18 protein-coding genes, 1 pseudogene and 1 riboswitch are annotated in these 22,008 nt (G+C 69.8%); of the genes and pseudogenes, 9 read left to right on the forward strand and 10 right to left on the reverse strand.

What is annotated here, in order from left to right; all coding sequences use genetic code 11:
* Positions 1-37 precede the first annotated feature (37 nt).
* From RWN05_RS05725 to RWN05_RS05735, 3 genes are read left to right on the forward strand one after another with little or no spacing between them, the layout of a single operon-like run.
* A complete protein-coding gene (locus tag RWN05_RS05725; RefSeq protein ID WP_121289874.1) occupies positions 38-940 on the forward strand; it encodes a hypothetical protein in 903 nt (300 codons plus the stop codon).
* Entirely contained in the window at positions 937-3,348 is a 2,412-nt protein-coding gene (locus RWN05_RS05730) for an SDR family oxidoreductase (protein ID WP_314138916.1), read from the forward strand. The genes RWN05_RS05725 and RWN05_RS05730 overlap by 4 nt, the downstream gene beginning before the upstream one ends.
* Positions 3,338-4,132, forward strand: a complete 795-nt coding sequence (locus RWN05_RS05735; RefSeq protein WP_056007527.1) for a hypothetical protein — start codon at positions 3,338-3,340, stop codon at positions 4,130-4,132. The genes RWN05_RS05730 and RWN05_RS05735 overlap by 11 nt, the downstream gene beginning before the upstream one ends.
* Before the next feature lie 71 nt (positions 4,133-4,203).
* On the opposite strand, the gene RWN05_RS05740 is transcribed toward RWN05_RS05735, so the two are convergent.
* The 6 genes from RWN05_RS05740 to rsmI form a co-directional block, all read right to left on the reverse strand.
* Positions 4,204-5,142, reverse strand: a complete 939-nt coding sequence (locus tag RWN05_RS05740; protein WP_064296493.1) for a 4-(cytidine 5'-diphospho)-2-C-methyl-D-erythritol kinase — start codon at positions 5,140-5,142, stop codon at positions 4,204-4,206.
* A gap of 40 nt (positions 5,143-5,182) precedes the next feature.
* A complete protein-coding gene (gene mgrA / locus RWN05_RS05745) occupies positions 5,183-6,250 on the reverse strand; it encodes an L-glyceraldehyde 3-phosphate reductase (RefSeq protein ID WP_064296494.1) in 1,068 nt (355 codons plus the stop codon).
* A 9-nt stretch (positions 6,251-6,259) separates the two neighbouring features.
* On the reverse strand, positions 6,260-7,111 hold the full coding sequence (rsmA, locus tag RWN05_RS05750; RefSeq protein WP_071261112.1) for a 16S rRNA (adenine(1518)-N(6)/adenine(1519)-N(6))-dimethyltransferase RsmA: 852 nt from the start codon (positions 7,109-7,111) through the stop codon (positions 6,260-6,262).
* Positions 7,112-7,186: 75 nt separating this feature from the next.
* On the reverse strand, positions 7,187-8,092 hold the full coding sequence (locus tag RWN05_RS05755; RefSeq protein WP_285039339.1) for a TatD family hydrolase: 906 nt from the start codon (positions 8,090-8,092) through the stop codon (positions 7,187-7,189).
* Positions 8,089-9,669, reverse strand: a complete 1,581-nt coding sequence (metG, locus tag RWN05_RS05760) for a methionine--tRNA ligase (RefSeq protein WP_314138922.1) — start codon at positions 9,667-9,669, stop codon at positions 8,089-8,091. The genes RWN05_RS05755 and metG overlap by 4 nt, the downstream gene beginning before the upstream one ends.
* A gap of 41 nt (positions 9,670-9,710) precedes the next feature.
* Complete coding sequence (rsmI, locus tag RWN05_RS05765; RefSeq protein WP_124768941.1) at positions 9,711-10,568, reverse strand: 16S rRNA (cytidine(1402)-2'-O)-methyltransferase; 858 nt, start codon at positions 10,566-10,568, stop codon at positions 9,711-9,713.
* A 104-nt stretch (positions 10,569-10,672) separates the two neighbouring features.
* Between rsmI and RWN05_RS05770 the strand changes: the two genes are divergently transcribed.
* The 3 genes from RWN05_RS05770 to RWN05_RS05780 all read left to right on the forward strand — a co-directional run bounded on the left by RWN05_RS05770 (position 10,673) and on the right by RWN05_RS05780 (position 13,769).
* Entirely contained in the window at positions 10,673-12,199 is a 1,527-nt protein-coding gene (locus RWN05_RS05770) for a dolichyl-phosphate-mannose--protein mannosyltransferase (protein WP_079003867.1), read from the forward strand.
* Between the two features lie 13 nt (positions 12,200-12,212).
* Positions 12,213-13,232 (forward strand): YeiH family protein, encoded by a 1,020-nt coding sequence (locus RWN05_RS05775; RefSeq protein ID WP_071261120.1) that lies wholly within the window; start codon positions 12,213-12,215, stop codon positions 13,230-13,232.
* Between the two features lie 99 nt (positions 13,233-13,331).
* On the forward strand, positions 13,332-13,769 hold the full coding sequence (locus RWN05_RS05780) for a DUF3995 domain-containing protein (RefSeq protein ID WP_314138927.1): 438 nt from the start codon (positions 13,332-13,334) through the stop codon (positions 13,767-13,769).
* On the opposite strand, the pseudogene RWN05_RS05785 reads toward RWN05_RS05780, so the two are convergent.
* Both RWN05_RS05785 and RWN05_RS05790 read right to left on the reverse strand, forming a co-directional pair.
* A pseudogene (locus tag RWN05_RS05785) lies at positions 13,766-14,210 on the reverse strand (transposase); the annotation flags it as partial. The gene RWN05_RS05780 and the pseudogene RWN05_RS05785 overlap by 4 nt on opposite strands.
* Before the next feature lie 82 nt (positions 14,211-14,292).
* A complete protein-coding gene (locus tag RWN05_RS05790) occupies positions 14,293-14,616 on the reverse strand; it encodes a multidrug efflux SMR transporter (protein ID WP_079003866.1) in 324 nt (107 codons plus the stop codon).
* Positions 14,617-14,630: 14 nt separating this feature from the next.
* Positions 14,631-14,694, reverse strand: a riboswitch (guanidine-III (ykkC-III) riboswitch).
* Positions 14,695-14,802: 108 nt separating this feature from the next.
* Between RWN05_RS05790 and RWN05_RS05795 the strand changes: the two genes are divergently transcribed.
* The 3 genes from RWN05_RS05795 (at position 14,803) to RWN05_RS05805 (ending at position 20,121) form a co-directional block, all read left to right on the forward strand.
* Positions 14,803-16,092, forward strand: a complete 1,290-nt coding sequence (locus RWN05_RS05795) for an O-acetylhomoserine aminocarboxypropyltransferase/cysteine synthase family protein (RefSeq protein WP_314138928.1) — start codon at positions 14,803-14,805, stop codon at positions 16,090-16,092.
* A gap of 4 nt (positions 16,093-16,096) precedes the next feature.
* Positions 16,097-16,735, forward strand: a complete 639-nt coding sequence (locus RWN05_RS05800) for a CoA-binding protein (RefSeq protein ID WP_399542882.1) — start codon at positions 16,097-16,099, stop codon at positions 16,733-16,735.
* A 110-nt stretch (positions 16,736-16,845) separates the two neighbouring features.
* Positions 16,846-20,121, forward strand: coding sequence for a BTAD domain-containing putative transcriptional regulator (locus RWN05_RS05805; RefSeq protein ID WP_314138929.1), 3,276 nt, complete (start codon positions 16,846-16,848; stop codon positions 20,119-20,121).
* A gap of 24 nt (positions 20,122-20,145) precedes the next feature.
* On the opposite strand, the gene RWN05_RS05810 is transcribed toward RWN05_RS05805, so the two are convergent.
* Both RWN05_RS05810 and RWN05_RS05815 read right to left on the reverse strand, forming a co-directional pair.
* A complete protein-coding gene (locus RWN05_RS05810; protein WP_064296503.1) occupies positions 20,146-20,961 on the reverse strand; it encodes an ABC transporter permease in 816 nt (271 codons plus the stop codon).
* Entirely contained in the window at positions 20,958-21,971 is a 1,014-nt protein-coding gene (locus RWN05_RS05815) for an ATP-binding cassette domain-containing protein (protein WP_314138931.1), read from the reverse strand. The genes RWN05_RS05810 and RWN05_RS05815 overlap by 4 nt, the downstream gene beginning before the upstream one ends.
* Between the last annotated feature and the right edge of the window lie 37 nt (positions 21,972-22,008).

Here is a 22,008-nt window from a genome sequence, read left to right on the forward strand (position 1 = left end):
CAGTGATGAGGTCGGATCGTCACGGAACGGAGACGCCATGGTGAACCGGGATTCGCCGCGCGGAACAGCACCCGCAGCCCTCGAGGACGCGGAGCAGGAGAGCGCCATGCTGCGGCCTGCCCACGGGTTCAGCGTCCGCGACTACGCGAAGTCCGCCGTCGGCAGTCGTCGCAAGGAGATCGACGCCGAGGCGTTCGCCGAAACGCCGCTGAGTGCTGAGACGGTCGCGCTCCTCCGGGCCCTGTCGGACATCGAGCGCGCGACCATGCAGTACCTCCGCGGAGTGCTCGTCACCCCCACCCACAAGGACGCCAGGGTCACCGCGTTCCTCATCACCTGGGCGTACGAGAAGTACTGGATCACCGACACCCTCGACACCGTGCTCAAGGCGAACGGGACCCCGCGCGACAAGACGCGTTCGACGGGTCTCCGCCGCACCGTCCACGGCGTGCGCGACCGCTTCGCGCCCATCGGCCAGGCCCTCATCGCGAACGTGCTCGGCGAGGACATCATCGCCTGGCACATGACGATCGGGACGATCGACGACCTCATCACCCACGCGGCGTACCGCACGGTGCGCGAGCGCGAGCCGCACCCCGTGCTCGACCGTCTCATCGACGAGATCCTCGAGACGAAGGCCAGGCACCTCGAATTCTTCACCGCACAAGCGAGCGACCGCCTCGCCGCGTCGCCCCGTGCGCAGGGCATCACCCGTCGCCGCATCCGGAACGCCGTGTGGCCCACCGGCTCCGATGCGAACGGCCCCCGACAGACGGCACGGTTCGCCGCGCTCGTGTTCCGCAGTACCGCCACCTGGAGCGACCCCGCCGTCCTCGGCATCGACGCGTCGATCGACGCGCTGCCCGGTCAGTCGGGCCTCCATCTCGCCGCAAGACTCGCCCGCCGCGGACGCCGCGGCAGCCTCGAGGAGAACCGATGACCGACACCCCCACGCCAGACGCCGAGCAGCCCGACACGCAGGAGCCCGAGGCTCAGCAGCCGGCCGCTGAGCAGCCCGCCACCGCCCCGGACGCCCTCGACGGCGCGCACGTGCTCGTCACCGGCGGAACCGGTTTCCTCGGTCAGGCGGTGCTCGAGCGCCTGCTCGCCGATCACCCGACCACCCGTGTCAGCCTGCTCATCCGGAAGAAGGGGTCGGTGCGCGGAAGCGACCGTCTCCAGACCCTGTTCCGCAAGCCGGTGTTCAAGGCCTGGCGCGAACGCGTCGGCGCTGAAGCCGCTGCGGCGATCGTGGCCGAACGCGTCAGCGTGATCGAGGGTGGCCTCGACGAGATGGCACTGCCGGCCGACCTCGACGTCGTCATCCACAGCGCGTCGACCGTCTCCTTCGACCCGCCGATCGACGAGGCCTTCGCCACGAACGTCGGCGGCGCGACCACCCTGTACGCGGCGCTCGCGAAGAGCGGCGCGACCCCGCACGTCGTCCACGTCTCAACCGCCTACGTCGGCGGCACGCGGAAGGGCATCCAGCCGGAACGCAGCCTCGCACACGACGTCGACTGGCGCGTCGAGGCCGAGGCAGCCCGCTCGGCGCGCGTCCGCACCGAGGAGTCGTCCCGTCGTCCGGAGGTCCTGCGCAAGCTCATGCAGACCGCCCGCCGCGAGCACGGCAAGGCCGGCCCCCAGGCCGTCTCGAACGCCGCCGAGGCCGCACGCATCGCCTGGGTCGACGCCCGACTCGTCGCCCACGGCCGCGCACGCGCCGAGAGCCTCGGCTGGACCGACGTCTACACCTTCACGAAGGCCATGGCCGAGCGGGTCGCCGAAGAGCGCTGGGCCGGCGAGGGCAACCGACTCTCCGTCGTGCGCCCCTCGATCATCGAGAGCGCGCTCGCGCACCCCTTCCCCGGCTGGATCGACGGCTACAAGGTCGCCGACCCGCTGATCATCGCCTACGGCCGCGGACAGCTGCCCGACTTCCCGGGCCTCCCCGACAGCGTGCTCGACATCATCCCCGTCGACTTCGTCGTCAACGCGATCCTCGCCGCGGCCCAGACCCCACCGGAGCCGGCTGCGGCGCGCTACTTCCACGTGAGCTCAGGAGCCAGCAACCCGCTGCCGTTCCACAAGATGTACGCGAACGTGCACAGCTACTTCACCGAGCACCCGATCCCGGCGGACGCCGGCGACATCAGCGTGCCGACCTGGAACTTCCCCGGCGGGCGCGCGATCGAGCGCTCCATCGACCGGCGGCAGAAGGCGACGACGGCTGCCGGCCGGGTCGTCTCCCACCTGCCGGCGAACGCGACCACCCGCGGGTGGCAGGACCGGATCCGCAAGGCGTCGAGCGACCTCGGCTCGCTCCGCGACTTCACCGGGCTCTACCGCTCCTACGTGCAGAGCGAGATCGTCTTCGACGACCAGCGCACCCGTGCCCTGCACGCCTCGCTGACGCCCGAGCAGCAGGCGGACCGCGGGTTCGACGTCACGACGATCGACTGGGACGACTACTTCCAGCGCATCCACTTCCCCGCCGTCACGACCCTCACCCGCGCCTTCGCCAACCGCAAGGCGGGCGCCGCGAAGCAGCAGAAGATCCTGCCCGTGCGCGACGACGTCCTCGCGGTGTTCGACCTCGAGGGCACGGTGCTCGCCTGGAACCTCATCGAGCAGTACCTCTGGCTGCGGCTCGCCGCGACCTCGCGGTCGCGCTGGCCCATCGAGATCGCTGCGCTCGGCGCCTCCATGCCGGGGTACATCGGTGCTGAACTCCGCGACCGCGGTGAGTTCATCCGTACGTTCATGCGCCGCTACGAGGGCGTCGACGTGGCGCAGCTCGAGAAGATCGTCCGGGGCGGCTTCGGCAAGGCCGTGCGGTCCCGCCTCCTCCCCCAGGCGCTCGAGCAGATCGCCGCGCACCGGGCGGCCGGTCACCGGACGATCCTCGTCACGGGAACCATCGACCTCATGACGGCTCCGCTCGAGCCGTTCTTCGACGAGGTCGTGGCCGGGGCGATGCACGCCGAGAACGGTCGCCTCACGGGCTACCTCGACAGCCCGCCGCTCGTCGACGAAGCGCGCGGCGCCTGGCTCACCCAGTACGCCGAGCAGCACGGCATGGACCTCGCGCACTCCTACGGCTACGGCGACTCCCATGCGGACGCCGCCTGGCTGCAGCTGGTCGGGAACCCGGTCGCCGTCAACCCCGACCACACCCTGTACAAGCTGGCGCAGGCCGGGCGGTGGACGGTGCGAGAATGGGCACGAACCACCGGAGGCGTCCGCTCCGAAGACGAACTGACCCGCGCACCGCGCCCCGCACAGCCGAGAGGAGAGCGGACGGCCGAGGACACGATCCCCGACCGCCCCACCGCACATGGCGTTTGACATCGACAAGTTCACCGAGACGAGTGTCTCGGTGAACTGGAGCGACCTCGACTTCGACGAGTTCAAGACGAACCCGCTCCCCGCTTCCACCCTGCGCAGCCTGCGCTACATGTGCGACATCGAGTACCACACGGTCTGCTATCTGCGCGACATGCTCATGACGCCGTCCCATGAGGACGACGAGGTCGGCGCGTTCATGACGATGTGGAACCGTGAAGAGTTCTGGCACGGGGAGGCGCTCGCCGCCGTCCTCGCCGCCCACGACATCACGGTCGACTTCGACGAGCTCAAGGCGACGCGCCTGAAGCTCGGCTGGAAGGACCGTCTCGACCCCATCAAGCAATCGATCCTCGGCAACCTCGTGGGCACCGACTTCATCGCGGTGCACATGAGCTGGGGCGCGGCGAACGAGTGGTCCGCGACCGCCGCGTACACCCGCCTCGCGCAGTTGGAGCGGCACCCGGTGCTCTCGGTGCTCCTCAAGCGGATCGCGAAGCAGGAGACGCGTCACGTGGCGTTCTACGCGAGCCAGGCCAGGGCACGCCTGGAGTCGTCGAAGAGCGCACGTCGACTCACCCGGTTCCTCCTCCGCAAGGTGTGGGGCCCCGTCGGTTCCGGCGTCATGCCCGACTCCGAGGTCACGCACGTCATGGGACACCTCTTCGGCGACGAGGACGGCCTGGCCGAGGTGCGCCGCATCGACGGGCACATCGCGAAGCTCCCCGGCATGGAGGGGCTCACGATCATCGAGAACTCGCTCCGCGTGCGCGGCGTCGCTGCCTGAACCGCACCACCTCGGACAGCAGCCCCGGTCGGATCTCCGACCGGGGCTGCTTCGTTCGTGCGGGCCGTGTCTCAGCTCTGCGAGACGATGCGGGCGCCGTGGACCGGTCCGTGGGCTCGGATGACCTTCAGCCCGGACGAGGCGAGCGTCACCTGCAGTTCGACGGCGTCGTCGGTGTCGGCCGCCAGGAAGGCGATCGTCGGCCCGGAGCCGGAGACGAGGCTGCCGAGGGCGCCCTGCGAGTCGCCGAACTCGAGCACCTCGCCCAGCACCGGGCGCAGCTGCAGCGCGGCGGCCTGCAGGTCGTTGTAGAGGACCTCGCCGAGGAGGTGGGCGTCGCCCGCCCGCAATGCCTGGAGCACCGCGGCGTCGACCGTCGGCTGACGACCGGACGGCGAGATGTCGAGGATGTGCCGCGCCCGGTGGGCGTCGAGCTCCTGGTAGACCTGCGGGGTCGACATCCCGAAGTCGGCGAGGGCGAGCACCCACTCGAACTGCCCCTTGGCCAACGCACTGCTCAGTTGGTCGCCGCGGCCGGTGCCGACCGCGGTGCCGCCGAGCAGCGCGAAGGGAACGTCCGCGCCGAGGCGCGCCGCCAGCGCCAGGAGGTCGTCGCGGCTGCGTTCGGTCCCCCAGAGGGCGTCACAGGCGAGCAGCGTGGCCGCCGCGTCGGCTGAGCCGCCGCCCATCCCGCCGGCGACCGGGACGTGCTTCTCGATCTCGAGCCGGACACCGCCGCGGTACCCCGTCCGGCGCGCGAGGGCCTTCGCGGCGCGGATGGCGAGGTTGCTCGTGTCGGTCGGCACACCCGACACGTCCACCGAGCCGGAGAACGACACGCTGAAGTCGTCGGCCGGGTACGCGTGCACGTCCTCGTACAAGGAGATCGCCTGGTACGCGGTCGCGACGTCGTGGTAGCCGTCGTCCATCACTTCGCCGACTTTGAGGAATACGTTGATCTTCCCCGGTGCTCGCACGTGGACGTGCTTGAGGATGGCCTCGGTGGTCATTGTTCCAAGTTAGTCGATCGAGCAGGCGCCTCAGACCGCGTCACTTGTCGGAGGAGTCCGCCCAGATGTTGACGTCGGCGCCCTCCGCGAGTCGGTCGATCTCCTCGAGCTCCTCGGTCGTGAACGCGGGGCCGTCGAGCGCCGCCAGGTTCTCGTCGAGCTGCTCGGGGCGGGAGGCGCCGATGAGGGCGGAGGTGATCGCGGGGTTGTTGAGGACCCAGGCGAGCGACATCTGCGCGAGGGTCTGCCCACGCTCCACGGCGATGTCGTTGAGGGACCGGAGGCGGGTCGCCATCTCCTCGCTCACCTGGCGGTCGGGCAGGGAGGGACGGTTCGTCGCGCGTTCGGCCGGGCCGTCGCCGAGGTACTTGTCGGTGAGCAGGCCCTGCGCGAGCGGCACGAAGGCGATCGCGCCGAGGCCGGTCTCGGTCAGCACCTCGGTGAGGCCGTCCTCGACCCAGCGGTTGAGGATCGAGTACGACGGCTGGTGGATCACGAGCGGCGTGCCGAGCTCGCGAGCGACGGCGTGCGCGGCGGCGGTCCGCTCGGCCGAGTACGAGGAGATGCCGACGTACAGGGCCTTGCCGGAGCGCACGATCGCGTCGAGCGCGCCCACGGTCTCCTCGATGGGCGTGACCTCGTCGACCCGGTGCGAGTAGAAGATGTCGACGTAGTCGAGACCCATCCGCTCGAGCGATTCGTCGAGGCTCGCGGTCAGGTACTTCTTCGAACCGAAGTTGCCGTACGGGCCTGGCCAGAAGTCGTAGCCGGCCTTCGAGGAGATGATGAGCTCGTTGCGGTACGGACCGAAGTCCTCGCGCATCATGCGACCGAAGTTCGTCTCGGCGGAACCGTAGGGCGGGCCGTAGTTGTTCGCGAGGTCGAAGTGGGTGATGCCGTGGTCGAACGCGTGGCGCAGCAGCGCGCGCTGCCCGTCGAACGGCCGGTTGTCGCCGAAGTTGTACCAGAGGCCGAGCGAGATCGGCGGGAGGAAGAGGCCCGAGGTGCCGACCTGGCGGTAGTCGTTCCGCGCGTAGCGGTCGTCCGCCGCAGCGTACGGGCGGTGGATGTCAGGGACGTTCAGCGGGAATCGAGCATCAGCGGTCATGCGCCAACGTTATCGTCCCGCACGCACGATCGACAGGAAGTCGTGGACCGTGAGCTCCTCGCCGCGCGCCGTCGGCTTCACCCCGGCGGCCTCCATCTGCTCCGTCGCGGCCTGGGAGCTGCCGAGGACGCTCCCGAGTGCCTGCCGGAGCATCTTGCGGCGCTGCTGGAACGCCGCGTCGATGAGCGCGAAGGTCTTGACACGCTCCTCCTCGGTGCCGATGACGTCGCTGCGTCGCTCGAATCCGACGAGCACGGAGTCGACGTTCGGGATGGGCCAGAACACCTGGCGGCTCACCTGGCCGGCGATGCGCCACGCGCCGTACCAGGCGGCCTTCGCGCTCGGGGCGCCGTAGACCTTGCTGCCGGGGACCGCGGCGAGTCGGTAGCCGACCTCGGCCTGCACCATGACGACACCGGCCGTCAGCGAGGTGAAGTGCTCCAGGAAGTGCAGGAGGACGGGAACGGAGATGTTGTACGGCAGGTTGGCGACGAGTCGGTTGGGCTGCGCGGGGAGTTCCTCGATGCGCATCGCGTCCTCGTGGACGACCGACAACCGGTCGATCATGCCCGGTGCCATCTCCCCCACGGTGAGCGGCAGCTGCTTGGCGAGCCGACCGTCGATCTCGACGGCGACGACGCTCGCGTCGGCCTCGAGCAGGCCGAGGGTCAACGAGCCGAGGCCGGGGCCGATCTCGACGACGACGTCGCCCGGAGCGACGTGCGCGACCGACACGATCTTGCGGACGGTGTTCGCGTCGATGACGAAGTTCTGACCGAGCTTCTTCGTCGGCGTCACGTCCAGCAGGGTGGCGAGATCTCGGATCTCGGCGGGGCCGAGCAGGGCGACGGAGGCGGTCATCCCTCCAGTATCCCTGATCGGGGAGCCGGTCCTCGTCGGGCGACGGGCGCGCGGCTCGGCGACGGGCTCAGTCGCTCAGTCGGCCCAGGAGCCGTAGACGCGCTCGGTGTTCGTCGCGAGCTGCGTCGCGAACGCTGCGACGTCCTCACCCAGGTGCTCGGCCATGCCGCGCACCGTGTACGGGAGGAGGTACGGCGCGTTCGGCCGACCGCGGAACGGGGCGGGCGTGAGGTAGGGCGCGTCGGTCTCGACCATGATCAACTCGCGGGGCATGATCGCGAGCGCCTCACGCAGCGGTGCGGCGTTCTTGAACGTCACCGTCCCGGCGAAGGAGGCGTACCAGCCGTGCTCGGCGCACAGCTGGGCGAGCTCCGGGCCGCCCGAGAAACAGTGGAAGACGGTGCGTTCCGGGGCGCCCACCCGCAGGAGCGTCTCGACGACCTCGTCGTGGGCGTCGCGATCGTGGATCTGCAGCGCGATACCGTGGCGCTTCGCGATGGCGATGTGCGCTTCGAACGACGCGAACTGCGCCGCTCGGCCGTCCTCCTCGGTGCGGAAGAAGTCGAGGCCGGTCTCGCCGACGGCGCGGACGCGAGGCTCCGCCGCCAGACGGTCGATCTCGGCCAGCGCCTCGTCCAGGGTGCCCGCGCGGTCGAGGTCCGGCGCGTCGTTGGGATGGATCGCGACCGCCGCGAGCACACGGGGGTCACGAGCGGCGATCGCCGCCGACCAACGGGAGGTCTCGACGTCGGTGCCGACCTGCACGATGCCTCGGACCCCGACGGAGCCCGCGCGGTCCAAGTGCTCCGACGGGGTCAGCGGGGCGTCGCCGTCGGCGTGCTCGAGGTGCGTGTGGTTGTCGTAGACCGCGACCGGCAGCGCCTCAGGTGCCTCGGGGTAGCTCAGCTGCTTCCGCTCCCCCGCTTCGCGCTGCCGCAGGTGCGGTGTGGCGGCCGGATCCGGCGCGACGCCCCCGCTCATTCGGCGACGGCCTCGATCCGCGGGAACAGGGGCTCGAGCCCTGCCACCGAGGTGCCGGCGGGCAGCTGCCCCCAGGTGCCGACATCGCCGATGCGCTGTGCCCCGAGCTCGCCGAGGGCGGCTTCGGCGCCGAGGGCGGACCACAGCTTGGTGGTCGCCTTCGGGACGAAGGGGTGGAGCAGGACCGACAGGGCGCGCAGGCCCTCGACCGCCGTGGCGAGCACGGTGCCGAGCCGCTCCCGCTTGGCCTCGTCCTTCGCGAGCGCCCACGGCTCCTGCTCGGTGATGTAGCCGTTCAGCTCGTCGACGATCCGCCAGATGGCAGCGAGCGCGTCCTGGATGGCGAGGCGCTCGATCGCGGCGTCGGCGTCGACTGCAGCCCGGGCGACCGTCTCCTGGATGGCCACGTCGGCCGGTTCGGCAGGGCCACTCGCCGGCACGACGCCGTCGAAGTACCGCGTCACCATGGCGAGCACGCGCGACGCGAGGTTGCCGAAGCCGTTCGCGAGCTCCGCCTGGTACCGCGCGGAGAGGTCCTCCCAGCTGAACGAACCGTCCTGCCCGAAGGCGATGGCGCGCATGAAGTAGTAGCGGAACGCGTCGGAGCCGAAGGTGTCGGTGATCTCACTCGGTGCGATACCGGTGAGCTTCGACTTCGACATCTTCTCGCCGCCGACGAGCAGCCAGCCGTGACCGAAGACCCGCTTCGGCACCTCGAGCCCGGCGGCCATGAGCATGGCCGGCCAGATGACCGCGTGGAACCGCAGGATGTCCTTGCCGACGATCTGCGTGGCGGGCCAGCGCTCGGCGAACGCCTCCTCGTCGGAGCCGTACCCGGCGGCGGTGATGTAGTTGAGCAGGGCGTCGAACCACACGTAGACGACGTGGCTCTCGTCCCACGGGACCTTGATGCCCCAGTCGAAGGTCGACCGGGAGATGGACAGGTCCTTGAGCCCTTGGCGCACGAACTGGACGACCTCGTTGCGCGCAGACTCCGGCTGCACGAACTCCGGTCGCTCCTCGTAGAGGGCCAGCAGGCGTTCGGCGAAGTCGCTCATGCGGAAGAAGTAGTTGCTCTCCTGGAGCAGTTCGACCGGCTTCGAGTGGATCGCGCACACGAGCTGCCCGACGTACTCGCCGGTGCCCTGCACGAGGTCGCTCTCCTGCTTGTACTCCTCACAGCCGACGCAGTAGTACCCCTCGAACTCACCGGTGTAGATGAAGCCGGCGTCGTACAGACGCTGGAGGAAGAGCTGGACGTTCTGCTCGTGCCGTTCGTCCGTCGTGCGGATGAAGTCGTCGTTCGAGATGTCGATCGTGTCGAGCAGCGGGTACCAGGACTCGCTGACGAGCTTGTCGGCCCACTCCTTCGGCGTCACGCCGTTCGCGGTCGCCGTGCGCAGGATCTTCTGGCCGTGCTCGTCGGTCCCGGTCAGGAACCAGGTGCGGTCGCCGGCCTGACGGTGCCAGCGCGCGAGGACGTCCGCGGCCACCTCCGTGTAGGCGTGCCCGATGTGCGGGGCATCGTTGACGTAGAAGATGGGCGTGGTGATGTAGAACGAGGTGCCGTCGGCCATGGGGTCAATCCTAGGACGAGCGGGCGTCGCCACCATGCCTGTTACGGTGCGGGACGAACCTGCGCGTCCGGCGACGCCTTCGGGGGCCGGGCTGCGAGGGCCGCCTGGTACAGGTCGCGCTTCGAGAGACCGGTGGCCTCGGCGACCTCGTTCGAAGCGTCCTTCAGGCGCGTGCCCGAGGCCACGAGCGCGAGCACCTGCTCGAGCGCGGTGGCCGGATCGGCTTCGACGGCCTCCGCACCGGCGATGACGATGCAGATCTCGCCCTTCACACCGCCGGACGCCCACTCGGCCAGTTCAGCGGCCGTCCCCCGCTTGACCTCCTCGAACAGCTTGGTGAGCTCACGGCACACCGCCACGCGACGATCGGCACCGAGCACGGAGGCGATGTCCTCGAGGGAGGAGGCCAGTCGGTTGGGCGACTCGAAGAACACCATCGTGCGCGGCTCGGTCGCGAGCGCTCGGAGGCTGCTGCGCCGGTCGCCTGGCTTCCGCGGGAGGAACCCCTCGAAGGTGAAGCGGTCCGTCGCGAGACCGGACACGGCGAGCGCCGTCACCACCGCCGACGGCCCGGGGATCGCGGTGACCTGGACGTCTGCGGCCGCCGCCGCGTCGACGAGGTGGAAGCCGGGGTCGGACACGGTCGGCATGCCGGCGTCGCTGAGCACGAGGACGTCGGTCTCGCGGGCCAGTTCGACGATCTCGGCCGCACGTTCGCGCTCGTTGTGGTCGTGCATGGCGATGAGCCGCGGCCGCGATTCCACACCGAGGGCGCGCAGCAGGTGGATGGCCGTCCTGGTGTCCTCGGCGACGATGACCTCAGCCGCGGCCAGCGCCTCCCGGAGTCGTGGCGACGCATCGCCGAGGTTGCCGATGGGGGTCGCTCCGAGGATGATCACCGGACCAGTCTCCCATCCGGTCGGGGTGGTTAGATGAGACGGTGTCGGTCGATCTCGTGAAAGCCCCTGAGACGGGATCCCGCCTCGACCGATGGTGGGAGCGGATGCTTCGCACCGAACGCCGCAGGAAGCTCTGGATCTGGGGCGGCCCGGCCGCCGTGACGCTCCTCGCGTTCGTGCTGCGGTTCTGGAACCTCGGTCACCCGCACTCGCTCGTTTTCGACGAGACCTTCTACGTGAAGGACTCGTGGTCGCTGTGGCTGAACGGCTACGAGAGTACCTGGCCGGACGGGGCGGACGAGGGCTTCGCGAACGGCGACGCGGGCAGCCCGAGCACGAACCCCTCCTACGTCGTACACCCACCGCTCGGTAAGTGGCTGATCGCGCTCGGCATCGCCGTGTTCGGCATCGACGACAGCACCGGGTGGCGCATCTCCACCGTGATCGCCGGAACGCTCGCGGTCCTGCTCGTCACGCTCATCGCCAAGCGGTTGTTCACTTCCTCGATCCTCGCCGTCCTGGCCGGGTTCCTGTTCGCGATCGACGGGCACGCGATCGTCATGGCCCGGGTCTCGCTGCTCGACAACTTCGTCATGTTCTTCGTGCTGGCGGGATTCGGCGCGATCCTGTTGGACCGGTCGTGGCACGCGTCACGCCTGGCGGCGAAGGTCGCGTCAGCCCGGGCGAGGGGCGCCGATCCGGCCTGGGGTCCCGTCCTCTGGTGGCGGCCGTGGCTGCTCGCCGCAGGGGTCGCGTTCGGCGCGGCCACCGCGGTCAAATGGAACGGACTGTACTTCCTCGCTGCGTTCGGCGTGTACGTGATCGTCACAGATCTCCTGCTCCGACGCCGACTGGGCCTCAGCCTGTGGGCGAGCGCGGCGGTCCTCAAACAGGGCCCCGTGTCCTTCGTGACCCTCGTCCCCGTGGCCGCCGTCGTGTACCTCGCCAGCTGGACCGGGTGGATCAGGACGTCCGGCGGGTACGACCGCCAATGGGCGGACGCGGTGGGGAACGCGTGGACCGGCACCTTCGCGTGGGTCCCCCACTGGTTCCAGAGCCTCCTCCACTACCACCAGAGCGCCTACAGCTTCCACGTCGGCCTCAGCACCCCGCACCCCTACGCCGCGAACCCGCTCGGCTGGCTGCTCATGATCCGGCCGACGAGCATGTACTACCAGTCCCCCGCCACCGGGACCGACGGCTGCGCGTGGGACGCCTGCTCCTCCGCGATCACCTCGATCGGCAACCCGCTCATTTGGTGGGGCGCCGCTGTCGCGCTCGGGTACTGCGTCTACCGGCTCGTCCGGTACCGCGAGTGGCAGGTCGGGCTCATCGTCCTCGGAGTCGCAGCGGGGTACCTGCCCTGGCTGCTCTACCTGAACCGGACGGTGTTCCAGTTCTACACGATCGTCTTCGAGCCGTACCTCATCCTGGCCCTCGTCTTCGCGATCGGGAAGATCCTCGGGTCCCGCGACGACCCGGAGGAACGACGGTTCGCCGGCGTCGGCGTCATCGGGGTGTTCGTGACCATCACGACGCTGTTGAGCATCTTCTGGTATCCGCTCTGGACCGCGATCACCGTGCCCTACTGGTTCTGGCACCTGCACGCCTGGTTGCCGTCATGGGTGTGACGGGAGGACGACGATGAAGGCGCTCCCCGGGGTGCTCGCCGCCGGTGCCGCGGCGCTCGCCGCCCTGGGCCTCCACACCCTCCTGCCGGTCGTCCCGCTCCTGACCGCGAGCGTCCTGCTCGGCATGGTGGTGGGCCAGCTGCCGCCGTTCCAGCGGCTCGCGGCGGGCGTCCTGAAGCCGGGACTCGGGATGAGCGCGAAGCGGTTCATGCGGATCGGTGTCGTCCTGCTGGGGCTGAAGCTGAGCCTCGTCGACATCGCCGGCCTGGGGTGGGTCACGCTCGCCACCACGGTGGCGATCGTCGTCGTCACCTTCTTCGTCACCCTCTGGCTCGGCCGGAGGCTCGGGCTCGCGGGCCCCGAACCGCTCCTCATCGCCACGGGCTTCTCCATCTGCGGCGCCTCCGCGATCGGCGCGATGAGCGGTGTCGTGAAGGCGAAGGACGAGGAGCAGGCGACGCCTGTCGCGCTCGTCACGCTCTGCGGGACCCTCGCGATCTTCGTCCTCCCGGCGCTCCGCGGCCCCCTCGGTCTCAGCGACGAGCAGTTCGGCCACTGGGTGGGGGCGAGTGTGCACGACGTGGGTCAGGTCGTCGCGACCGCCCAGATCGCCGGCACGAGCGCACTCGCGATCGCCGTCGTCGTCAAGCTCACCCGCGTCGTACTCCTCGCCCCCATGGTCGCCGCCGCCGCGACGATCGAACGCCGCCGACTCCTGGCGGTGTCGGCCGGCGCCGGTGCGCAGGTCGACACCGACGGAACCGCGACCGCAGCCCGACCGCCGATCGTCCCGCTCTTCGTGGCGGGCTTCATCGCCGCGGTGCTCGTCCGAACCCTGCTCCCGGTGCCCGAGCTCGTCCTCGACCTCGCCGACGGCGTGCAGACCGCACTGCTGGCGATGGCGCTCTTCGCGCTCGGTGCCGCGATCCGCGTCCGCACACTCGTCACCACCGGGTGGCGCGCGCTCGTCGTCGGGCTCGTCTCCTGGCTCCTCATCGCGGTGCTCGCGCTCGGAGCGGTGCACCTGGCCTGAGGCAGGGGTGCGTGCCTGACCAGCGCGGCTAGGCCGTGTCTGATTATTGGAGGTCTCGGGCGACGTGCTCTTCTACGGGCGTTCATCTAGGGTCGGGTCATGCGCGAAGTAGCGGGGACCGTAGCTCGAATCCTCAGCACGACCGGGTTGGCTGGCGTATCCGTGCTCCATGCGGTGTGGGCAACCGGCTCGCCGTGGCCGGCAAAGGATGAGAAAACCCTTGCTGAGGCTGTGATCGGGTCTCACGGACCGATGCCGGGCGTTGCTCCGACGCTGGTGGTCGCTGGTGGGACGGCCGGAGCGGCGCTTCTCGCGTCGGGGGCTCTGGGAGAGGGCCGTGTACAACGGCTCGGTCTTCGGGCGATAGGAACAGTCATGCTGATGCGCGCACTGTTTGGCGGTAACGCAGCCATCGCCGCAATGGGTCTTCCTCCCGCGGGCCGCACCTTCCGGCAGCTCGACAGCCACTTCTATCGTCCGCTCACTGCGCTACTGGGCGTCTCGCTGTGGCTTTCCTTGCGCGCGCCCAAACGCTAGGACGCATGTGACAGTCGTCGAGTCCAGGCGATGGCGGCGTGGATGAGGACGGCGGCGCGATACGTGATTGCATGTTCGTCGTAGCGGGTTGCGAGGCCGCGCCATTGTTTGGTGCAGCAGAAGCGGCGCTCAATCACGTTGCGGTTCCTACAGTCGGCGGCGTCCAGGCCGATGCGTCTGCCACCCCGTGATCCGCGGCGCTTGCGATGACCTTGCTGGTCGCGGGGTTCTGGGATCACTGCCTTGATCCCGCGACCGCGCAGGTGTGACCGGATCGCGCGTGACGAAGAGGCTTTGTCACCGCGGACCGCATCGGGCCGAGTGCGAGGGCGGCCGACGAGGCGCGGGACCCGGAGTTGTTCCAGCAACGGGATCGACATCGGCGAATGACCGGCCTGTCCTGGGCGTGATTGCCGTGACCAGGGGAAGCCCGTGGCCATCCGATGGTGCCACGTCCACACCGTCTGCCACGGGCACCCGACCAGCATCTCAGCCCACCACCGACCTCTTTGTCAGACACGCCCTAGTGCTCGCCGCCCACGATCTTCAGGCCGATGACGCAGCCGATGAGCCCGAGGATGAGCAGCACCTTGACGACCGACAGCTGCTCGCCGCCGAAGGTCATGGCGTAGCCGACGGTGAGCGCTGCGCCGATCCCGACCCAGACCGCGTAGGCGGTGCCCACCGGGATGTCGCGCATGGCCCAGGCGAGTCCGGCCATGCTGAGCACGAGCGCCCCCGCGAACGTCACGGTCGGCCAGAGCTTCGTGAAGCCCTCGGACTTGCCGAGCGCGGTGGCCCAGACGGCTTCCAGGACACCGGACGCGATGAGTACGATCCACGACATGACGATCACTCCAAAGTGGTCAGTCTTGTCGCGTTCCGGGTACTGCGCCCTCGTCCGGCAGCCCGATCAGGGCTGTGCACCACACGATACGCCGACGCCCTGGGCAGGCCCTGTGCAGTGCGGTCGAATGCGACGCAATGTTGCAGCACGGTGAAGCGCTCGACGGTGCTCCGGTAGCGTGAACGCATGGCAGATCGTGAGTATGGCTTCCGCACGCGTGCGATCCACGCGGGCAACATCCCCGACCAGGTGACCGGCGCACGGGCGCTGCCCATCTACCAGTCGAGCGCCTTCGTCTTCGACGACACCGCCGACGCCGCCGCCCGCTTCGCCCTGCAGAAGTACGGGAACATCTACTCGCGCCTCGCCAACCCGACGGTCGCGAGCTTCGAGGAGCGCATCGCCAGCCTCGAGGGCGGCCTCGGTGCCGTCGCGACCGCCTCCGGTCTCGCCGCGCAGTACATCACCTTCGCCTCGCTGGCCGGACAGGGCGACCACATCGTCGCCTCGGCCAACCTCTACGGCGGCTCGATCACGCAGCTCGACGTCACCCTCCGCCGGTTCGGTATCGAGACCACCTTCGTGCAGTCCTCCGACGCCGCCGACTACGCCGCCGCCATCCAGGAGAACACGAAGCTCGTCTTCGCCGAGACGGTCGCGAACCCCTCGGGTGAGATCGCCGACATCGAGGGCCTCGCGGACGTCGCGCACGCGCACAGCATTCCGCTCATCATCGACTCGACCATCGCGACGCCCTACCTCAACCGCCCAATCGAGTGGGGTGCCGACATCGTCACGCACTCGGCCACCAAGTTCCTCGGCGGCCACGGAACGACCCTCGGCGGTGTCGTCGTCGAGAGCGGGCGCTTCGACTGGAACACCGACAAGTTCCCGCTGTTCGGTCAGCCCGTCCCGAGCTACGGCGGCCTGCAGTGGTCGGGCAACTTCGGCGAGTACGCCTTCCTCACCCGGCTGCGCGCCGAGCAGCTCCGCGACATCGGTCCGGCGCTCGCACCGCACTCGGCCTTCCTCCTCGCCCAGGGAGTCGAGACGCTGCCGTTCCGGATCCAGGCCCACGTCGACAACGCGCGGATCGTCGCCGAGTGGCTCGACGCCGACCCGCGCATCGCCGCCGTCAACTGGGCCGGACTCCCGGATCACCCGCACCACGAGCGCGCGGACAAGTACCTGCCGAAGGGGCCGGGCTCGGTCTTCAGCTTCGAGGTGAAGGGTGGCCGTCAGGTCGGCCAGAAGCTCATCGAGTCCGTCGACCTCGCGAGCCACCTGGCGAACATCGGCGACGCGAAGACGCTCATCATCCACCCCGCATCGACGACACACGCGCAGCTGTCCGACCAGCAACTCGTCGACGCCGGTGTGCTGCCGGGCATCGTCCGACTGAGCGTCGGCATCGAGGACCCTGACGACATCATCTACGACCTCGACCAGGCGCTCGCAGCCGCGGTGAAGGAGTAGTGGCATGAGCACTTCGACAAGCTCAGTGACCGGTGTGGACGCGACCGTGACCGGTGAGGACACGACCGTGACCGACCAGGACGCGACCGAGACGGTCCGGCTCACCAACGGCCTCACCTGCGCGCTGCCCGCCGATTCGCCGCTCGCGAAGCTGCTGCGTTCGCAGCGCACCTGGGCGGGCCCCGACGCGAAGGCCCGCCTGAAGCTCCTCCGCGAGGCGAAGTCCGTCGCGATCGTCGGCGCCTCCCCGAACACGGCGCGTTCCTCGTACTTCGTGGGCACCTACCTGCAGCAGTCGAGCGACTTCAGGATCTACTTCGTGAACCCGAACGCCACGGAGATCCTCGGACAGCCCGCCTACCCCGACCTCGCCTCCCTGCCGGAGGTACCCGACATCGTCGACGTCTTCCGCAAGGCGAGTGACATCCCCCAGGTCATCGACGAGGTCGTCGCCGTCGGAGCTCCGACCGTCTGGGTGCAGCTCGGCATCTGGAACCAGGAGGCCGCCGAGTACGGCGAGTCGAAGGGCCTGAACGTCGTGATGGACCGCTGCATCAAGGTGGAGCACGCCCGGTTCCACGGCGGCCTCCACCTGCTCGGCTTCGACACCGGCCAGATCACCGCCCGCAAGACCCTGCGCTGACGCCTCGGTTCCCTGAACTCGTCGGCAGGTCGCACTCCGACAGGCTCAGTGACCGGGGACGGCTCAGTGACCGGGACGGTACGGGATACAGCCCTGGATACACTCGTGACGTGCCTGCGTCGAACCTCCGAGTGACCGTCCTGGGGCCGGTGCTCGTCGAGGGACGCACCGGTCGGCTCGTCGAACCCGGTGGCCGGCTCGCCAAAGCGCTGGTGACGATCCTGGTGCTCGCGGACGGGCGCGCCGTGTCGACGGCCGCCCTCATCGACGAGCTGTGGGACGACGCACCGCCCGCGGGTGCGAAAGCTGCACTGCAGACCCTGGTCTCACGGGTGCGCGCCGTGTCGGCACCCGACCTCATCGACTCCTCGGCCGCCGGCTATCGACTGTCGATCGACCAGTCCATGGTCGACCTCCACGTCGCAGCGCGGGCGGCCGACGCGGCGTCGACGGCCATCCGCGCCGCAGACCCGGAAACCGCCGACATGCTCGCCCGGGACGCGCTCCTCCTCTGGACGGGTGATCCCGGCGCTGAACTGGACGGTCCGATCGGCGAGGAGCTGGTGCAGCGCGCGGCACGGCTCCGTGACGAGCTGCGTCGGGTGCGTGCTCAGAGCCGCCTCGAGCTCGGCGACGGTGCAGCCGTCATCACCGACCTCGAGGCCCTCGTCGCCGCCGACCCGCTCGACGACGCCACCCAGCTGATGCTCTTCAACGCCTACGCGCAGAGCGGACGTCGCTCCGACGCGATGCAGCTCTTCGCCGATCACCGTCACCGGCTCCGCGACGAACTCGGTGCCGACCCGACGTCGGCACTGGTCGCGGCGCACACGGCGCTCCTGCAGGACGCCGTCGAGCCGTCTCCGCCGGTGGCCACTCCGGTGACCACCCGGGTCTCCAGCATGGTGCTCGGGCTCCGGACGGCGCCGAACGAACTCCTCGGTCGCGACACCGACCTCGACGCGATCGGCACGCTCGTGTCCGAGGTCCGCCTGACCACGATCCTCGGCCCCGGTGGCCTCGGGAAGACCCGACTCGCCCAGGAGGTCGCCCGGCGTGCCACCACGACCACACCCGGCGTCGTCGTGGTGGAACTGGCGAGCGTGCGGGACCCGGACGATCTGCCACTCGCGGTCGCGACCGCACTCGGCATCCGCGAGGCCCCGACCCCGCGTCGGCTGAGCGAAGCGATCATGGTGCAACCGGTCGAACTGCGCGAGCGCATCATCGACCGACTCTCGGAACGGCCGACGCTGCTCGTGATGGACAACTGCGAGCACCTCGTGGACGCGGCGGCACGCTGGATCGCCGATGCGCTGGCCTGGGCCGGCGACCTCCGCGTCCTCGCGACGAGTCGGAGCCCGTTGTCGATCGCCGCCGAGCACGTCTACCAGCTCGACCCGCTGGACGCCGCCGTGGACGGCACCGACCTCGAACACGCGGGCCCGGCGGTGCGGCTGTTCGTCGTGCGTGCCCGCGCAGCCCGTCCGGGTCTCCATGTGCCACTCGACGTCGCGGCGCGTCTGTGCGCGAAACTCGACGGCCTCCCGCTGGCGATCGAACTCGCGGCGGCGCGCACCAGATCCATGTCGGTCGAGGAGATCGAGCGACGACTCGGGAACCGCTTCACCCTGCTGACCGCCGGTGATCGCAGTGCTCCTGAGCGCCACCGCACCCTCCTCGCCGTCATCGACTGGAGTTGGAACCTCCTGGGCGAGCACGAACGTGTCGTCCTCCGTCGCATGTCCAGATTTCCCGACGGCTTCGATCTGGAGGCGACTGCAGCGCTCGCCCCCGAGGTCGAAGTCGTGGAGGCGCTCGACGCGCTCGTCGGCCAGTCGTTGCTCACCGTGCAGGACGACCCTGCCACCGGGACCGTCCGATTCCGGATGCTGGAGACGGTCCGCGAGTTCGGCGCGATCAAGTCCGCCGAGGCGCACGAGGACGACCTCGTACTCGACCGCACGCGGACATGGGCGGTCGCACTCGCCGAGACGCTCCTCCCCGCCATGCAAGAGCCTCGACAGGTGGCGGCGTTCGCGCGCCTCGCCGTCGAACAGGACACCCTGGTGGACGTGCTCCGCGGGGCCGTCGCCGAGGATCGCGCCGATGTCGTCGCCCCGGTCTTCGCAGCACTCGCCCTCTTCTGGACGATCCGCAGCGCGCATCAGGAGGTCCTGGTCTTCGGCGCGGCAGTCCTCGACGTGCTCCGCCACCAGGACCCGGAGTCGGTGTCGACCGACACCCCCGCCATCGCCGTCGCCATCATCACCGTGACGTTCCTCGCCACCGATGCCCGCACGTCCGCGCGGGCGATCGGCGTCCTCCGCCGACTCGAACGGGCGCGGACGACACAGGCCCCACGGATGCGCGCGATGGTCAGCCTGTTGCTGGTCGCGGGTCGCCCCGAACGCGCGGAGGCCCTCCTCCGCGAGTACTCCCGGTCGACCGACCCGCACGTCGCGAACCTCGGAAACCTCATGTCGGCCCAGGCGGCGGAGAACGACGGCGACCCGCGCGCCGCCGAAGCGGCCGCCCTGCGCGCGAACGACCTCTCGCTCACGCTCGGAGATGTCTGGGGCGCCGCCATGAGTGCGCACATGCTCGCCCAACTGCACAGCCAGAACGACGAGCCGGAGGAGGCGCTCATCTGGGCGGCCCGCGCTGCCGAGGGGCTGACCGCGATCGGTGCCGAGGCGGACCTCCGTCAACTCGAGTGGCTGATCGCGATCGGCGACATCGCCCGTGGTGACCACGCCGCCGCCGCCACCGTGCTCGACCGGTTCCTCTCGGACGACGTCTCGTTCTCCGCGTTCGCCCCGCTCCCCGAACGCCGGTCGATCGGCTGGGCCGGTCTCGCCGAGATCGCGCGGGCCCAGGGCGACGCCGCACGGGGAGCCGAGCTCTACGGGAAGGCGCTCGTCGCGTTCGCTCCGGGTGAGTCGCGACGATCGCCGTGGTTCACCCTCGTCGGCTCCGCCGCGATCGCCGCCGCCGTGCTGGACGGCGTCCCGGACGCCACCGAGGTCCAGCGTCTCGTGCGGCGGGTCCGCACCCGCACCCTCGCGCTGGGACGCCTCCTCCCGAACCGGTTCGACCGACCGGTGCTCGGTTCCACCGTCGTCGCCCTCGGCGCCTGGTACGTCCGCTCGGACGACGACGAAGTGCGATTGGTCGGCGCCGAGCTCGTCGCGCTCGCCAGTGCGCTCGCCTCCCGTCAGGACATCCCGTCGCTCGTCCGCACACCACACGAGGCAGCAGCGGCGGCGCGCCTCACGGCGACCGAGCGCGACCGCCTCGGCGAGCGGACCCTCCCCCTGCAGGCGCACGAGAGCGCCGCCAGGGCGTTCGAACTGCTCGGCAGTCCTGCCCTGGCGGCGCGCTGATCGGTCGCTGCGGTCGTCTCGTCGTCAGGCGCGGCGCATGTACGCCCGCACGGTGAGCGGTGCGAAGACCGCCACGATGACGGCGGCACCGAGGAGCGCCAGCCAGGCGTCACCGCCGAAGACACCCGTGTTCGCGAGGTCGCGGACCGCGGTCACGAGGTGCGAGACGGGGTTCACGTCCACGAAGCCCTGGAGGAAGCTCGGCATCGTCTCCGGGTTGACGAAGGCGTTCGAGAGGAACGTCAGCGGGAACAGGACGAGGAAGGAGATGCCCTGCACGCTGCTCGCGCTCCGGGCGATGACCCCGAAGAACGCGAAGATCCAGCTGATGGCCCAGGCGCAGACGATCACGAGGAGGCCGGCGAGGGCCACGAAGCCGATGCCGCCCTCCGGTCGGTACCCCATGACGAAGCCCATCGCGAAGGTGAGCGTCGTGGCGATCGTGTAGCGCACCGTGTCGGCGAGGAGGGCACCGGCCAGCGGTGCGATGCGGGCGATGGGCATCGACTTGAAGCGGTCGAACACGCCCTTGTCCATGTCCTCGCGGAGCTGGATGCCGGTCACGACCGAGGTCGTGATGACGGTCTGGACCAGGATGCCCGGGATGATGATCGGCAGATAGCTCGCGACGTCGCCGGCGATCGCGCCGCCGAAGATGTACGTGAACATCAGCGTGAAGATGATCGGCTGGACCGTCACGTCGATCAGTTGCTCGGGCGTGCGCTTGATCTTGAGCAGTCCGCGGTACGCCATGGTGAAGGAGTTGCGGACCGTCTGCGAGAGGCTGACGTGGTTCCGGAGCGACCGGTCTGCGGCCGGGGTGATGGTGATCGTGCTCATGCGTGGACCTGCTCTGCGGTGTCGAGGGAATCGGTGTCGGACACGGCGTCGGCGTCGTCCGCCTCGACGCCGTGCCCGGTGAGGGTGAGGAAGACCTCGTCGAGCGTCGGCTTCTGGACGCTCATCTCCGTGAGCCGGATCCCGGCTTCCCGGAGCGTGATGAACAGGTCGGTCACGGCGTCGGGGTCGCGCATCGGGGCCGTGATGCGGGTGGCCTCCGGCGACACGACGGTGTCCACGCCGAGGACGCTCGAGATGACCCGTCGCGCATCCTCCAGGTCGGCGGGGTCCGCGAGCCGCAGCTGCAGCGACGACTCGCCGACGGAGGCCTTCAGCTCGTCGGAGGTGCCCTCGGCGACGACGAGACCGCGGTCGATGACGGCGATCCGGTCGGCGAGCTGGTCCGCCTCGTCGAGGTACTGGGTGGTCAGGAGGACGGTCGAGCCCGTCGCGACCAGGCGGCGGATCGTGTCCCACATCTGCGCCCGGGTCCGCGGGTCGAGGCCCGTGGTCGGCTCGTCGAGGAAGATGAGGGGCGGCTGGGCGATGAGGCTCGCCGCGAGGTCGAGACGACGACGCATGCCGCCGGAGAACTTCTTCAAGGGTCGCGACGCCGCGTCGCTCAGGCCGAACTCCTCGAGGAGTTCCGCGCTCTTGCGCTTCGCCTCCGCGCGGCCGAGTCCGAGCAGTCGAGAGAAGATGACGAGGTTCTCGGTGGCCGAGAGGTTCTCGTCGACCGACGCGAACTGCGCGGTCACGCCGATGAGCTGGCGCACGACCTGCGACTCCCGCTGGATGTCGTGACCAAAGACGGTGGCGGTGCCGGCGTCAGGACGCAGGAGCGTCGCCAGCATGCTGATGGTGGTGGTCTTGCCGGCGCCGTTCGGGCCGAGGACGCCGTAGACGGTGCCGGTGCGGACCGAGAGGTCGACGCCGTCGACCGCCCGGTTGTCGCCGAAGGTCTTCACGAGGCCGTGGGCTTCGATCGCCCAGTCGGAGCTGATGCTCATGCGGATGCCTTTCGAAATCAGGTGTGGACCGCCGGTG

It is taken from the genome of uncultured Plantibacter sp., assembly GCF_963518075.1.
Lineage (GTDB): Bacteria > Actinomycetota > Actinomycetes > Actinomycetales > Microbacteriaceae > Plantibacter > Plantibacter flavus_A.

Coding starts and splice junctions, on each gene's coding strand:
- RWN05_RS05780 (WP_314138927.1), top strand. CDS start 13,332: ATGCGCGAAGTAGCGGGGACCGTAGCTCGAATCCTCAGCACGACCGGG.
- RWN05_RS05725 (WP_121289874.1), top strand. CDS start 38: ATGGTGAACCGGGATTCGCCGCGCGGAACAGCACCCGCAGCCCTCGAG.
- RWN05_RS05755 (WP_285039339.1), bottom strand. CDS start 8,092: ATGAGCGGGGGCGTCGCGCCGGATCCGGCCGCCACACCGCACCTGCGG.
- RWN05_RS05770 (WP_079003867.1), top strand. CDS start 10,673: ATGCTTCGCACCGAACGCCGCAGGAAGCTCTGGATCTGGGGCGGCCCG.
- metG (WP_314138922.1), bottom strand. CDS start 9,669: ATGGCCGACGGCACCTCGTTCTACATCACCACGCCCATCTTCTACGTC.
- RWN05_RS05775 (WP_071261120.1), top strand. CDS start 12,213: ATGAAGGCGCTCCCCGGGGTGCTCGCCGCCGGTGCCGCGGCGCTCGCC.
- RWN05_RS05810 (WP_064296503.1), bottom strand. CDS start 20,961: ATGAGCACGATCACCATCACCCCGGCCGCAGACCGGTCGCTCCGGAAC.
- RWN05_RS05730 (WP_314138916.1), top strand. CDS start 937: ATGACCGACACCCCCACGCCAGACGCCGAGCAGCCCGACACGCAGGAG.
- mgrA (WP_064296494.1), bottom strand. CDS start 6,250: ATGACCGCTGATGCTCGATTCCCGCTGAACGTCCCTGACATCCACCGC.
- RWN05_RS05815 (WP_314138931.1), bottom strand. CDS start 21,971: ATGAGCATCAGCTCCGACTGGGCGATCGAAGCCCACGGCCTCGTGAAG.
- RWN05_RS05795 (WP_314138928.1), top strand. CDS start 14,803: ATGGCAGATCGTGAGTATGGCTTCCGCACGCGTGCGATCCACGCGGGC.
- RWN05_RS05735 (WP_056007527.1), top strand. CDS start 3,338: ATGGCGTTTGACATCGACAAGTTCACCGAGACGAGTGTCTCGGTGAAC.
- rsmA (WP_071261112.1), bottom strand. CDS start 7,111: ATGACCGCCTCCGTCGCCCTGCTCGGCCCCGCCGAGATCCGAGATCTC.
- RWN05_RS05740 (WP_064296493.1), bottom strand. CDS start 5,142: ATGACCACCGAGGCCATCCTCAAGCACGTCCACGTGCGAGCACCGGGG.
- RWN05_RS05790 (WP_079003866.1), bottom strand. CDS start 14,616: ATGTCGTGGATCGTACTCATCGCGTCCGGTGTCCTGGAAGCCGTCTGG.
- RWN05_RS05800 (WP_399542882.1), top strand. CDS start 16,097: ATGAGCACTTCGACAAGCTCAGTGACCGGTGTGGACGCGACCGTGACC.